The organism is Bacillus sp. KS1, assembly GCF_020075515.1.
GTDB classification, from domain to species: domain Bacteria; phylum Bacillota; class Bacilli; order Bacillales; family Bacillaceae; genus Bacillus; species Bacillus velezensis.
Window position 1 is genome coordinate 477,985 of record NZ_JACAWW010000004.1, and the last position, 14,324, is coordinate 492,308.

Here is a 14,324-nt window from a genome sequence, read left to right on the forward strand (position 1 = left end):
TAAAAAACTCTGCATATGATGCAGAGTTTTTTTATTCTGTAAAAGGCTGCGGACGGGTTTTTCTATAGCCGTACCGATAAAGCAGTTCTTCCACAATCCGTTTTGAAGCCGATCCGTCACCATAAGGGTTTGACGCCTTTGACATCCGTTCATATTCAGCCTGATCGGTTAAGAGCTGTTTTGTCAGCTGATACACCGTTTCTTCATCTGTACCCGCCAGCTTTAATGTCCCGGCTTTCACTCCTTCGGGGCGCTCGGTTGTGTCCCGAAGCACCAAGACCGGCTTTCCGAGAGAAGGCGCTTCCTCCTGCACTCCGCCCGAGTCGGTCAAAATGAAATTTGCTTTCGCAGCGAAGTTATGGAAATCCACGACCTCCAGAGGTTCTATTAAATGCACCCTGTCCGAATCAGCGAAATGGGCTTCTGCGGCCTCACGAACTGCGGGATTCAAATGAACGGGATAAACGACTTGTACGTCCTCAAACTCCTCAACGACTCTTCTGACGGCCTTAAACATCTGTTCCATCGGCCTGCCTAAATTTTCACGTCTGTGCGCTGTCAAAAGAATCATCCTGCTTCCGTCCAGCTTGTCAAAAATCGGATGAAAATAATCTTCCCGCACTGTCGTTTGAAGTGCGTCTATCGCTGTATTTCCCGTGACAAATATAGAATCCGGCTTTTTATTTTCAGCAAGCAGATTCTGTTCAGCCTGGCTTGTCGGCGCAAAATTCACATCAGCGATCACGCCCGTCATCTGCCGGTTGATTTCCTCAGGGAAAGGAGAGTATTTATTTTGCGTACGCAGACCGGCTTCCACATGGCCGACGGCGATTTGATGATAAAAGGCGGCAAGGCTTCCGGCGAACGTTGTCGTCGTATCTCCGTGGACCAAAACGATATCTGGTTTTACTTCTTGGAACAGCTTGTCCAGTTTCAGCAAAGCATGAGATGTAATTTCTGAAAGCGTTTGACGCTCTTTCATAATATTCAAATCAAAATCAGGCGTGATGCTGAATGCTTCAAGCACTTGATCCAGCATCTGTCTGTGCTGTGCGGTTACAGTCACCAGCGAATCAATTTCCTGATATTTTTCAAGCTCTAATACGAGCGGAGCCATTTTAATTGCTTCAGGTCTTGTACCGAATACGGTCATTACTTTTAGTTTTTTCAACGGTTTGTCTGCACCTCGTTTTATATGTCGGATATCCCTTCATGTTAACATATTTATGCCGTTTCTTAGATATTGTAAAGCTTAATGGCAAACAAAGCAAAAACCGTTACAAGACTCTTTGAAAGCGGATTAAAAGGTGTGAATTTTAATCAATTGTGGTAAAGTGGAAAAAGACTAGGTTATAGTTCTGAAAAAAAAGATTTTGCAGAAACAAGGATGGTGTTATTCAGTGAAGAAAGTACGCAAAGCCATTATTCCGGCAGCAGGTTTAGGCACTCGTTTTTTGCCGGCCACAAAAGCAATGCCTAAAGAAATGCTTCCAATCGTTGATAAGCCGACAATTCAGTATATTATCGAAGAAGCTGTCGAATCCGGCATCGAAGATATTATTATCGTAACCGGAAAAGGAAAAAGAGCAATAGAAGACCATTTCGACAATGCCCCTGAACTGGAACGCAATTTAGAAGAAAAAGGGAAAATCGAACTGCTTCAAAAAGTGAAAAAATCGTCAAATATTGCGGATATCCACTATATTCGCCAAAAAGAGCCAAAAGGACTCGGTCATGCCGTTTGGTGCGCACGCAACTTCATCGGCGATGAACCTTTCGCCGTTCTTCTCGGCGATGATATTGTCCAGGCTGAAAAACCGGGACTTCGTCAGCTGATGGATGAATACGAAAAAACATTGTCTTCCATCATCGGTGTTCAGCAAGTTCCTGAAAGCGACACACACCGCTACGGAATTATCGATCCGTTAACAAATGAAGGCCGCCGTTACCAGGTCAAAAATTTTGTAGAGAAGCCTGAACCGGGCACAGCTCCTTCCAACTTGGCTATTTTAGGAAGATACGTTTTCACTCCTGAAATTTTCATGTACCTTGAACAGCAGGAAGTCGGTGCAGGAGGAGAAATTCAATTAACGGACGCCATCCAAAAGCTCAATGACATTCAGCGTGTCTTCGCTTATGATTTCGAAGGAAAACGTTACGATGTCGGTGAAAAACTCGGATTTATCGAGACGACGCTTGAATTTGCCTTACAGGATCAGGATATCCGCCATAAATTAATTCCGTTCATGAAGGATCTTCTTGAAAAAGAAGAAGCTGACGAATAGAAAAAGCTGCCGAATCCGGCAGCTTTTTTTATGTGATCTTTACTTTTTAGACGTTACCGTCAGTGTCTTATCAGCATTGTTCACAGAAAAAGTATATTCCTGGTTTTTAAGCATGAGCAAATTCTGATTGATTTTGCTGCCGCCTTTTTCACTTAAAGCTGAGATGTCTGCAGGACGCGATAAATGAAAAACCACTTCGGAGACTGTATCATTGTCAATCACTACATCCGTTTTTGCATCGGATGCTTTTAATACGTTCCGTCCGTCAGCCGTTTGTCCCGCAGCTGGATTTTTCAATTTACGCTGCACATCGTCCCGGCTTTTATTGAGATATGAGAGAAACTCTTCTGCTGTTTGGCTTGATAAACTGCCGCTGAAATCATTCAGCTGAACATCCGTCTTTTTTAAAGCGTTCACCTTATACAGATCAGTCTTTTTCATAAAGTACTCTTTATCGTTTAATTTCACTTTAGCCGCCTGGTTATTCTCGGCTTCTATCTGCACCTTCGTACCGAAACTTACACTTGCGGAGGCTTTTCCTTTTATATCTTTTTCAGTGTAAAGGTCCGCCTTTTCAGCTTTTACCAAAGCAGGTTTATTCACAGACTCATAAAGGCCGGCATCGCTCTGTTTGACGTCACCGAAAGATGTGATCGCACGCAGAGGCTTGTCTGAAAACATCGAAGCGCCTGCGCCGACAGCCAGCAATGCAAGCAGCGTAATCTGTATCGTATTGGCAATGAATTTAGGCTTCGCTTTCTTTTGCTGCGCCTGAGTGATTTTCTGTTCCTCGGCTGCCCGCGTTCTGCCTTCAATCTGCTCGTTTTGATATTTCTTTTTTTCTTTCTTTGAAAGCTTGTTGAACCAATCCACAAAAGCTTTATATTCTTTTACAACGGCTTTCGTTTCGTCGAACATACGCATTTCGCCGTAATGCATCCAAGCCACCCGGTCACACATTTTCTCAATCTGTCCGATGGAATGACTGACGAAAAAGATCGTTTTGCCGCGTTCTTTAAATTCCGTAATGCGGTCCACACATTTCTGATAGAAAGTCTGGTCCCCTACTGAGAGCGCCTCATCAATAATAAGGATGTCAGGGTCCATATGCGCCGATATGGCAAAACCGAGACGGGATTTCATACCGCTTGAATAGCTTTTAACAGGCTGATCTATAAAGTCGCCGATATCCGCGAATTCAACGATTTTTTCATAAAGCTCGTCTATCTGCCGATTGTTGAGACCCATCATCAAGCATTTTAAACGGATGTTGTCCTTGCCGCTTAATTGATTGTTTAATCCGGCAGAAATCGCGATTAAAGACGGCTGCCCGTTCATATCAATCTCACCGCTTGTCGGCGGAATGATCTTTGCAAGCAGATTGGACATCGTTGATTTTCCCGAGCCGTTGATACCTACGAATCCGATCGTTTCCCCTTCATAGACGTCAAAAGAAACATTTCGGACAGCGAAAAAACCTTTTTGATTTCTGTTTGGGAAAAACAATCCTTTAATTTTGTCAGACTGTTTTTTATATAGAAAATACTGTTTTGAAACATTTCTGAACGAAACTTTTAGTTTCATCGTATAATCTCCTTACTATATTAAAGAAAGTCAACAAACTTATCTCTGAATTTCATATGAAGAAGTGAACCGACTGTTAACAGCAGCAGTGTGACGAACCAGAAATACAGTGTGTATTTCACATCGTGGAAAAACCACTGCCCTTCCATAAAGCTGTCTCTGAAGCCCTCGATAATATAGAAAAGAGGGTTTAACTTCAAGATGGTCAAAACTTCAGGTCTGTTTCCAAATTTCTCCGCAATGTCCCAGAAAATCGGCAGAAGAAAAAAGAGAAGCCTTGTGACGGCTTGAAGCAAAAACTGATAGTCCCTGATTAATACGCTGATGGTTGAATTAAACAGGCCGAAAGCAAACATAAAACTGATCATGCAAAACAAGTAATAAATATATTGCAGCCAGTGAAGCGTCGGAAACAGTCCGTTGCTCAGCAGCACAATAATATAAATCGCCATCATCACAAAGTAACTGAATAAATTCGATGCTATCACTACAGAAGGCAGTGAACTGATCGGAAAGTTCATTTTCGACACTAAATTTATCCGTTTAAAAACGCTGTTAGATGCATCCAGTATCGTCGGACTGATAAAGAACCAAGGAATTAAGCCGGCCAGCATCCAAACGATGAACGGTACGCTGTCTCCATTTCCAAGCACCATATCATGTCCGCCGCGAATCCCGAGACCAAATACGAACCAGTAAGCCAGCATTTGAATCATAGGGTTGAGAAACTGCCACAATATACCCAAATAGTTCACTTGATACTTTGATTTCGTTTCGTACACTGCAAGCCGCATAATCAGCGGAAATGAGTTGAATTGCTCTTTCAGAATTTTTACCAATGCATTCATTCTAATCTTCCTTAGTCGTAAGTTTTAGGTAATAGCTTTGACTTACAAAAGCACCGCTCATAATTGTAACAGATTACGATGTATTTTTCACTTCATAACAAGCCTGAGTCCCATGAGCGCAACATGCCGTCACTTAAGCAAAAAAGCATAATTAACATGGTTAAATTATGCTTTTTTGCACTTATTTACTTGTCCCCGAAAATCACTTTTACGGCTTTTTCAGACGATTCTCCGGTTTCTAAATAACAGAACTTCTCGTAAAAAGGCCCGAACGAATCCGGAAGCTTATAATCATCTGATTCCGTTTCATTGACCCATTTGATAACGTCACCTGTTTCTTTGACAAGCGGGCCGGGCGCTTCTTTTTCAAAGTCAAAGTAAAACCCTCTGAGTTTATCCCGGTACGTTTCGATATCAGGCACATAAAACAGCATCGGTCTTTTCAGATTCGCATAGTCAAAAAAGACAGAGGAATAGTCCGTTATGAGTAAATCAGAGACCATATACAGCTCACGGATATCTTCGTAGCTGGAGAAATCATACGCAAATCCTTCATACGGTCCGAGATCAAAGTTTTCCGCCACGAGATAATGCATCCGTAAAATAATGACATAACGGTCGCCGATCGCTTCTCTCAATTGGTGAAGGTCTAAATCAAGGTCAAACTTGTATTTTCCCTTCTTATAAAATTGGTCATCCCGCCATGTCGGTGCGTAGATAATCACTTTTTTATCTTGCGGAAGATTCATTTTTTCTTTCAGCGCTTTAATGACAGAAGGGCTGTTATCCGTCTGAAGGAAGTCATTCCGCGGATATCCCGATTCAATCATGGTTTTATTAAACTGAAACGCCCGGGCGAATATTTCGGTTGAATATGCGTTCGGTGAAATCAGGTAATCCCACTTTGAAGCCTCTGTCGTAAAGTTGCGCTTGTATTTTTCAGTGTTTGTTCCGGGCATATGCACTTCATCCATATCTACGGCAAGGCGCTTTAAAGGCGTGCCGTGCCATGTCTGGACATATGTCGTATGCTCAGGTTTCGGAATCCACAGCGGCATACGGCTGTTGACAACCCAGTACTCGGCTCTTGCCATGGCAAACAGCCATTTGAACGTGAAGCGTTCGATATAAGGAATCCCTTTATCTTTAAATGTCTGTGAGTAAGCGGGGTTTACACTCCAGCAGAGACGGTATTCCGGCATCTCTTTGCTCATGTATTCATAAATCGCCCGCGGGTTGCAGCTGTACTGTTTTCCGGCAAAGCTTTCAAACATGACAAGTTTCTGTTTGACAGGCAGTTTTCCTGCAAATCTGAATCCTGCTTTGTAAGTGTTCTGTATTCTTTTCTCAATGAACTTTTTCAGCTTATTCTTTCTCTTGCGTACAAAGGAAGCGCCCCGTTTCAGCTTTCCTTTCACAAAATACTCCACGCGGGTGCTGAAGCTGTAATCGTTCATTCTCAGGTGGAGATTTTTCGTTTTCTTTTTCGTGAAAACGTGAAATCTGGCAGGCCCTTTTTCCGTTTTAAGAACCGTGAATTGGTTAGGGTTTACATGTTCAGATTTCAGAACCTTTAACGGTTTGCTGTTGGTGATAATCTCTTCACCTGTCCCGGCATCTTCAAAAATGAATTGAATATGGAATTGAAAGATGAGCTGCTGATTCAATTCTTTATAAACGGCATTCAAATCAATTTTTGTATCAAAGCCTATCGTGTCAAGCATCGTTGTGTCCTGAACATATTCATCAAGGTCGTGTCTCGGCACGTCGTGAAGCGGATACTTCAGAATGAGAGGCTCCTCTTCTTTGCCTTTTTTCATTTTCAGAATCAGGTTTTTTTCTTTTATCTTTAAGGTTTCTGCCGCATTCAGCCGGAATGCAAAACCTTTCAGATGTAAGCTGCCGTCAGATTCGAGCTCCATTTCATCAATCCGCGTGACGAACTTTTTCTGCAGCAGCTTTAAGGAGAAATTCCCTTTCTTCGTCGTGTAAGGGAAAAAGTACATATGATGAGCCTCATCTTTATAAGAAGACAGTTCAATAGGTTCAAGGCTGGATTTTAACCGTTTTTTACTGATATCACTGTCATCATTGATAAAGGAGACATAGAAATCCAGACATCCTTTGCCGTCCGTATGGTCAGAAAGCAGATCCGTGCTCATGACAGCATGGTACTCCCCGCCTTCTCCGGCCAACCGTTTCAGAGGGACGGAAAGTTCCGCTTTTGTCTTACGATTTATAATCTGAAGAGAAGGCTCTTCCCCTGCAGTGACATTTTCACAGGATATCGTAATGCTGAATGTCTCTTCCTTTATGTTAAGATGTTTTAACTTGTATCTGACAGGATTTTCTATACCCATAAAATAAGTCTACTCCTCTGTTTCAATTAAACATATCCAATCACAATCATCATTTTGTTACTTTCAGCGAAAGGTTCTCCTTCACCGTCCGGTAGAATTGATATTGCAGTCCGTTCACTTCTGCCGTCACCTTTTCACCGTCTTCTCTGTTTAACATGACACGTTCATAATCGTTATAAATGACATACATAATATAACCGCCAAGTCCGACTTTTTCAATGTCACTTAACGGGATTTCAAGGACGTACCGCCCGTCTCCCAGTGACTGAACCGGAAACTGGTGGTGTACTTTCATGTTATCTCTGTGCTGAAACAGAATATATTGGGCATTATTTCTGTCCTGTCCGAACAAGCGGAACGTAACGGTGAATTTATGATCGGCGAACACCGCGCTTTCCGTTTCTCCGTGCATGCGAAGTTCGACCAGTTTATTTTCTTCATCCGTCAGCGGGCTTTCTAAATAAGCCAGCCCGTCTTGCGTCACGATGGTTTTATCGGGCTCTTTTTTGGACCAGCGGAACAGCTTTTCGACCTCATCATACCGTTTTTGAGTCAGCAGACGGAAGGCTGTTTTATGAATCGGATGAAAAAATGTCTCGGAAATATCGTATTTCGTCTTCTTTAACACATTCAGAATTTCATTGAATTTATTGTAGTAGGCTTCTTTGTTTTCGCTTTTCAGGAAGTGCATCCGATCGAAAAGGCGCGTAATGGAATCGAATTCGATCAGGCGGTTCATCGCCATCTTCTCTTTTTCAGTATCCAATTTTTTGTTCAGAATATACTTCATTACGGCTATGTTCGTGTCGGTTTTTTCCATTATATTAGTCTGCTTTGTCAGCGACTCATTATTGTCCATTCTGTTCAGATAATAGACCGGTTCGGTTGACGTTGAAATATCTCCGCACGCCAAAAGAACATCCATAAAAAATTGCTTATCTTCAGCAAATTTCATTTCCGGATATCTGATATCATTATCTTTTAGAAATTGTAAGTTCATCATTCTTGCCCGCGGGCCCAGATGATAGAAAATATGCCGGATTGAAAAAGGCGATACCTTCGCTCTGTTCAGCGAAGACTCATGTTTCCCGATCGTTTTTTGACCGTTCACCTGCACTTCGATCGTTTTTCCGACCGCATAATTTACCTGATCTCTTTCAAGCATGTCGAATAAGATTTTAACTCCGTTCGGCGCAAACCAATCATCTGCATCCAAAAATGTAATGTACTTCGCATTTGCCAGCTCAATTCCCAAGTTTCTCGGATAAGCCGGGGTTCCCGTGTTGTCTTTCAAAAAGACGACTGTAATATTTTCATACAACTCGGCGTACTCAGTCAGGATGTTTCTGGAATCATCAGTAGAGCAATCATCGACCAGAATTAAAGAAATATGCTGAAAGCCGATGTTTTGAAGGATCACTGAATCAACTGTTTTCCTTACATATTCTTCTGCATTATAAACAGGAACGACTACCGCTACCTTCTTCTCTTCCGCCAATGCTTCTTTGTTTAAAATGGTATATTCGCGTTCTTCTACGGACGGCTTGGACTCTTTTTTATTCAACTTAAAAAAGTTACTAAGATTCATCTTTAAATTCTCCTCTTATTGTCTAGCTTTTTTTCAAAAGCGCATAACAAATATAGCGAAAATAACCTTATATTACAAGAAGTACTCCCTATCCGGAGGGAGTACTTCTTTATCATCTGTATATCCGAATGTTTCAATTACACCCCGGCAATTTCTTTTTTAATCTGTGTGGTGGAAATGCCTTCGGTTCTAGGGAGGTAGATGACTTCGCATTGATCTTTAAGGAAATCGAATTTGCCTTCCCAATCGTCTCCCATTACGAACACGTCGATGTTGTGATCCGCTACGTCACGTACTTTTTGATCCCAGCTGTTTTCCGGAATGACTTCGTCGACATAACGGATCGTTTCCAGAATCAGCTTTCTGTGTTCATAGCTGTGGTAGGCCTTTTTTTGTTTTTGCAGGTTGAACTCGTCTGTTGAGATGGCGACAACAAGGTAATCCCCAAGCTGCTTTGCGCGCTCAAGCAGTTTAATATGACCCCAATGCAGTAAATCAAACGTACCGTAAGTAATGACCTTCTTCATGAAACAAAAGCTCCTTTCTATCATCATACGTATAACAAGCAACTGCCCTGAAATGCTGCGCAGCTGTATCCTTAATCACTAAAGTGCCAATTTCGTACTCATGGAACCTCATTATATCACATAGCCCTGAAAAGGTTAAGCCAATGTAAAACGAAGTTAAAATCCACTTATTAACAAATGTTATTACAATAGGAGTTTAGCAGGGTTTTTGCGCGTGTGATTAAAGAAATTGTTATCTTATTTATATTTTTGTAAAACTATTGTTAAGTTTATCTGAAGGTATTATGTTAAAATAAAGCTTAGCCTAAGTCACGAAAAAGTGAAAGAAAATCCCGTACAAAAAGGAGGACGGCAGATGCAGACTGAAATGGTGCACAACCTTTCTTACGTTAATGGAAATTTACAGGAGTTTATTTCATATTTAGACACTTATTATATCGCACAAAAGCAAGGAGCCGTCATTGCGACGGTCAATCCTGAGATCGGATACGCTGCGGCGAAAGACAAAGGTTATCATCAAGTCATTTCATCCGCGGATTTCGTCCTGCCGGATGGTATCGGCGTCGTGTTAATGTCACGTTTGACGCAGCACCCGCTGAAATCAAGAATTGCGGGATTCGATGTGTTTCTTGCACTGCTCGGTCTCGCAAACCGGCAGTCTAAAAAAATATTTTTATACGGAGCTAAACAAGACGTGCTTGACGCCGTTTTGAACCGGATCAGCAAAGAGTATCCGAATATTGAGGTTGTCGGAGCCAGCAACGGTTATGAAGCGGATAAACGCTTCGTCGCCAAACAGATTTCCCGGGCGAAACCCGATCTCGTGTTTGTCGCCTTAGGATATCCCCATCAGGAACAATTTATTTATGAATACAAACATCTTTTCCCTCAGGCTGTATCGATCGGTTTGGGCGGAAGCTTTGATGTGTTCAGCGGAACGGTGAAACGCGCCCCTGAATGGATGATCAAAACGAATCTGGAATGGCTGTACAGACTGGTGACGAATCCGTGGAGATGGAAAAGGATGCTGAACATTCCGAAGTATGCTTTTACCGTTTTGAGAAATAATAAATCAAATAAAAGCCTGTATTCCAAGCAGGCAGAAGATCAAACGAAACAGCTTTAAACAAATAAAACAGCAAAAGAGATTGGTAATCTATGAACTTGCGATCTTTATTCGCCGCTTTTTATTCTATATATCTGTCTGTTCTCGGCGTTTTGTTCAAGCCTGTAAAGCCCAAGAACCATCTGACCCTGCTGGTATCTTTTGAAGAGAATGCGCAGGCTCTCATCCGTTCTTACAAAGCGCACGCTGAATCGCTTTCTTATGAAGTGACGGTTGTGTATACGAGACACGCCGTCAGTCTGAAAAAAGAGCTGGAAGGTATCGGCTCTTTTTATCTGAACGAAAAACATCCGCTGCATCTTTTGAAGGCTGTTTTGATCCTTTTTAAGAGCAAAGTGGTGATAACGGATAACTATTTCCTCATGACAAGCGTCTTAAACCGCCGGCCGCAAACGACATGCATTCAGGTGTGGCATGCGAACGGCTCTTTGAAAAAGTTCGGCCTTGAGGATGTGACGAATCAAAACCGCCCGGCATCAGATATCAGCCGTTTTAAAAAAGTGTACCGCTCGTTTGACTTTGTCACCGTCGGTTCAGACGCGATGGCTGACGTTTTTAAAAAGTCGTTCGGCATACGGGACGGCCAGCTGTTAAAAACGGGTGTCCCCCTGACTGACGTCTATTATGAAGAACACAAGCCCGAACTGAAGCACAAATGGCCGAAAAAAACCATCTTGTACGCACCGACATTCAGGGATTATGATATGCAATCCTTTCGGCTGCCATTCACCGAAGAACAGCTCACAAACGCGTTAAACGGAGAGTATGTGCTGCTTGTAAAGCTTCATCCTGCCGTTTTGCATCAGATTTCGGCTTCGTTTGAAAGCGAATTGATCAAGAACGTGTCTGACATGCGTCTTCATGATCTCTTGAAAGCGGCTGATATTTTAATTACGGATTACTCTTCCGTGCCTTTTGAATTCGCGCTCTTAAATAAACCGATTTTCTTTTTCACGTATGATCTGGAGGAATATGATCAAAAACGCGGTTTAATCGACAATTATACGTCCGTCATTCCCGGAAAGGCTTGTCATGACAGCGAAGCCCTTCTGGAGGAAATGACGAAAAAGCCATTTCGTGCAGAAGAAATGAAGCGGTTCTCGGACAAATGGAATATGTATTCAGATGGGAATTCGAGTGAAGCGTTATTGAAATTTGCGGAAACAAAAATGAAAAATTGTGCTGAAGCGCCTGCCTGAATCCGACGGCGGGTGTTTTTTGCATGAAGAAAGGGCTGAAGCATACACTTCAGCCCTTTTTTTATACTTTCATATACACGGGAACATCATAGTAAAGCGTATAGTCATCCAGCAGTGAGTATAAGCTGTACATGCGGTTTACCTGCTTATACGCCCAGCCGATGTCTGTCGCATACTGATGGGCCGCGGCTGGAGACCATCTCATTTTATACAGCGTATCCTGCTCATATGAAGGATTGTGAATATAAGAGGCACCGATAAATTGGGCTCCGCCGATAATCGCGGCTTCCGGAGTAAACCAGCCTTGATTATACGCGTATTGTGCGCCGTAGTAATTCGGGTTGCTGTCATAAGCCCCGATGCCGTACATGTTGTAAACCTTTTTACCATTATACATAATGCCGTTCGCAAGCTCTGACGTGCCATTGCCCGTTTCAAGCAAAGCATGCGAAATCAAATACACTTCATTGATGCTGTATTTGCCGGCGGCTGTAATAAAGGCCTGGCCTTTCCCTGTCAGTATTCCTTTATTGACCAGCACTTTTTGATTCAGTTCCGATGCGTTCAGTCCGGCTGTCTGAGAGAGCTTCAGAAACTGAAAGTAATACTTGCTGTCTTGCGCGAAGTGAGCCGGATTGACGTACTGCCCGACTTCATCACTGCTGGCGTTTCTCCAGCCCATGCTGAGTTTGGCCCAGCCGTTTGTCTGGCCTGTGATGCTGACTTTATCGCCTTTTTTCAACTGCCCGATAATATTGCCGGAGCTGACTTCCGGGGTTGACCGGACGTTCAGGACGTCGGCTGTGACCGTTCCGGAGGCCGTATTGATGTACGTAAGCGATGCATAAGCCGCGGCATCAGTCTGCGGGCTGACTGTCATTTGTTTTTTGACCATATCTGCCAGCGAGATGTTGTAATTGGTATTCATGATTTGCGGTCCGTTTTTTATTTTCAAAATAGCCATCGTCCATCCGTACAGCTTTTTCAGCTTTTGGGAGGCGGCGTCCGCTGACTGCGCTCCCGTGAATTGATCGCGAATGCGGAGTTCATAAACCGGATGGCTTTCACTCGTATAGCCGGCCTGTAATTGTTTGGCGCTGAAAAAGCTCATGCTTTTATTTAAAACGGTTTTACTGCTGAATGTTTCGGTTTTGATGACGTACTGTGCAGAGCCGGTTTTCCCCGTCTCCTTCACAGTGCCGGCCGCTTTGTTTTGCTTGAAAAAAGCAGTCACGCGGTCAATGTCTTCCTTTTTAAGCAGCGGTGCCGTTTCAATTCTGAATTGTGTATACGCCGCTTCACCTGTTTTCTGTGCGGAGGCAGATACTTTTTTCCCTTTGAAAAAGTCCAGCGAACGATTGATCTTTGCCGTATCAAGCAGTGATTCGGTTGTGACTTGGTACGTTGTGTCCGTCTGCTTGGATATCGTTTTTGAAATGGCAGTCAGTTTATATCCCGCCAGCAGATTCAATCCTTTTTTTATCTTCGACTGGTCTGCCGTCTGCTGAGAAAGCAGCTGATATTCGTTTTCTGCTGTTTTTCCCGCCGCTGTTCTTGCCGTCTTTACATGCTGCTGGCGGAAAAACGCCTCCGCTTGATCTGCCTGTGCAGCGGTAAGCTGCCCTGCCGTGATCCGATAAACGGACACTGTTGCTGTCTTTTTGACAGGCGATGCGTCGCAATGCCATTTTTTCTTTTTAAAGAAAGCTTGAACACTTTGCAGCTGCTTAGCCGTCAGTCCGCTCATCGCGACCGTATAATTATTTTTCTTGCCGGCTTTTTGATAGCTTCCGCTGACACCCGTATTCTTCTTGATTTGGGTGATAGCATTTTGCACGGCGCTTACTCCGTTAAAATATCCTGACTGCACGTTGTACACGGTTGCTGTTTTGCTTTGGGCATACTTTTGAACATTCCCTTTGACGCCCGTTTTCTGCTGGAGCTGTTTCGCTAAACCTGCCGCAGCATTTGCATTTGAAATGTCAGAGGCTGTCACGGTGATATTCGGACTGGCCTTTGCCGTGACTTTCAGCGACGACTGCAATCCTGTTTGCTTTTGAAAATCAGTTTGGATTTGAGCGGCTTTTTGATCGCCGGAGATTGTTCCTGATTGGATCTGAAACCGGGCTGTTTCCCGTTTGACCTGACGGTATGACGCTTTCACGCCCGTCTGCTTTGTCAATGCTTGCGAGAGCGCTTTTGCGTCCGCTTCGGCCGCCATCTTAGCAGTCACGACCTGCATGTACGGCTGTTTTGTCCCCCCCGGCTTGACGGCGCCGGTCACGCTCGTTTTTTTCGTCAGTTCGGCAAGAAGATTTTTCGTCTGCCGCTCGTCTGATAGAACGCCTGATGTGACGGTCACGTACGGCTGTTTGCTTCCGCTTGCGCTGTAAGTGCCGGCCACGCCCGTCTGCTTCGTAAAATCTTTCAGCACGGTTTTCGCATCCGTTTCATCGTGTAAGCCTGAAGCTGAGATTTGATAAGTGAGCGGCGTATTTCCGGCTTTCTTTACGTCAGCCTGCCACCCCGTATCCTTTTTCAATTTGGCTGCCGCTTGAAGCGCCTCGTTCTCAGAAGCAAATTGCTGCTTCGTTTCCAGCTCGTAAACGGAGTAGTCGCTGTATGCGGCCTCAGCGGGCTGTGTAAGGGTGCAAAAGACAAGGAAAACGGCGGACAATAACATAGGTGCAACGAATCTCTTTTTCATTCCTTCTCCTCTTTCTGATTCAATTGGTTTCTATCAAACTAGTTTATTTATCGGCCGGCCTTCTTCATTTTTACAGAGAGAAACCACCCAATTTTCCAAA

The 14,324-nt window shown here is 43.5% G+C and carries 10 protein-coding genes; 3 read left to right on the forward strand and 7 right to left on the reverse strand.

All coding sequences use genetic code 11. The features are described from left to right. Positions 1-31 precede the first annotated feature (31 nt). Positions 32-1,171 (reverse strand): non-hydrolyzing UDP-N-acetylglucosamine 2-epimerase, encoded by a 1,140-nt coding sequence (wecB, locus tag HWY38_RS02770; RefSeq protein ID WP_130571414.1) that lies wholly within the window; start codon positions 1,169-1,171, stop codon positions 32-34. 229 nt (positions 1,172-1,400) lie between these two features. On the opposite strand from wecB, the gene galU reads away from it, so the two are divergent. Beyond that, a complete protein-coding gene (galU, locus tag HWY38_RS02775; RefSeq protein ID WP_003151367.1) occupies positions 1,401-2,285 on the forward strand; it encodes a UTP--glucose-1-phosphate uridylyltransferase GalU in 885 nt (294 codons plus the stop codon). Positions 2,286-2,324: 39 nt separating this feature from the next. On the opposite strand, the gene tagH is transcribed toward galU, so the two are convergent. The 5 genes from tagH to tagD all read right to left on the reverse strand — a co-directional run bounded on the left by tagH (position 2,325) and on the right by tagD (position 9,192). Beyond that, positions 2,325-3,869 (reverse strand): teichoic acids export ABC transporter ATP-binding subunit TagH, encoded by a 1,545-nt coding sequence (tagH, locus tag HWY38_RS02780; RefSeq protein WP_003151366.1) that lies wholly within the window; start codon positions 3,867-3,869, stop codon positions 2,325-2,327. Between the two features lie 20 nt (positions 3,870-3,889). Next, positions 3,890-4,717: an ABC transporter permease gene (locus HWY38_RS02785; protein ID WP_003151365.1), complete on the reverse strand. Its 828-nt coding sequence runs from the start codon at positions 4,715-4,717 to the stop codon at positions 3,890-3,892. A gap of 185 nt (positions 4,718-4,902) precedes the next feature. After that, positions 4,903-7,077, reverse strand: a complete 2,175-nt coding sequence (locus HWY38_RS02790; RefSeq protein ID WP_043867476.1) for a CDP-glycerol glycerophosphotransferase family protein — start codon at positions 7,075-7,077, stop codon at positions 4,903-4,905. A gap of 49 nt (positions 7,078-7,126) precedes the next feature. Then, on the reverse strand, positions 7,127-8,665 hold the full coding sequence (locus tag HWY38_RS02795; protein ID WP_101670509.1) for a glycosyltransferase family 2 protein: 1,539 nt from the start codon (positions 8,663-8,665) through the stop codon (positions 7,127-7,129). Between the two features lie 137 nt (positions 8,666-8,802). Beyond that, positions 8,803-9,192, reverse strand: coding sequence for a glycerol-3-phosphate cytidylyltransferase (tagD, locus tag HWY38_RS02800; RefSeq protein WP_003151361.1), 390 nt, complete (start codon positions 9,190-9,192; stop codon positions 8,803-8,805). A gap of 355 nt (positions 9,193-9,547) precedes the next feature. Here tagD and HWY38_RS02805 point away from each other — a divergent pair, with 355 nt between their 5' ends. After that, the gene (locus HWY38_RS02805; protein ID WP_007407501.1) at positions 9,548-10,318 is read left to right on the forward strand and encodes a WecB/TagA/CpsF family glycosyltransferase; all 771 of its coding nucleotides are present in this window, start codon (positions 9,548-9,550) and stop codon (positions 10,316-10,318) included. Positions 10,319-10,350: 32 nt separating this feature from the next. Next, positions 10,351-11,517: a CDP-glycerol glycerophosphotransferase family protein gene (locus HWY38_RS02810; protein ID WP_224181219.1), complete on the forward strand. Its 1,167-nt coding sequence runs from the start codon at positions 10,351-10,353 to the stop codon at positions 11,515-11,517. 61 nt (positions 11,518-11,578) lie between these two features. Here the strand turns inward: HWY38_RS02810 and HWY38_RS02815 are convergent, their stop codons facing one another. Then, entirely contained in the window at positions 11,579-14,224 is a 2,646-nt protein-coding gene (locus tag HWY38_RS02815) for an N-acetylglucosaminidase (RefSeq protein ID WP_224181220.1), read from the reverse strand. Positions 14,225-14,324: the final 100 nt, after the last annotated feature.

Coding starts and splice junctions, on each gene's coding strand:
- tagH (WP_003151366.1), bottom strand. CDS start 3,869: ATGAAACTAAAAGTTTCGTTCAGAAATGTTTCAAAACAGTATTTTCTA.
- HWY38_RS02785 (WP_003151365.1), bottom strand. CDS start 4,717: ATGAATGCATTGGTAAAAATTCTGAAAGAGCAATTCAACTCATTTCCG.
- HWY38_RS02790 (WP_043867476.1), bottom strand. CDS start 7,077: ATGGGTATAGAAAATCCTGTCAGATACAAGTTAAAACATCTTAACATA.
- HWY38_RS02795 (WP_101670509.1), bottom strand. CDS start 8,665: ATGAATCTTAGTAACTTTTTTAAGTTGAATAAAAAAGAGTCCAAGCCG.
- tagD (WP_003151361.1), bottom strand. CDS start 9,192: ATGAAGAAGGTCATTACTTACGGTACGTTTGATTTACTGCATTGGGGT.
- HWY38_RS02805 (WP_007407501.1), top strand. CDS start 9,548: ATGCAGACTGAAATGGTGCACAACCTTTCTTACGTTAATGGAAATTTA.
- HWY38_RS02810 (WP_224181219.1), top strand. CDS start 10,351: ATGAACTTGCGATCTTTATTCGCCGCTTTTTATTCTATATATCTGTCT.
- HWY38_RS02815 (WP_224181220.1), bottom strand. CDS start 14,224: ATGAAAAAGAGATTCGTTGCACCTATGTTATTGTCCGCCGTTTTCCTT.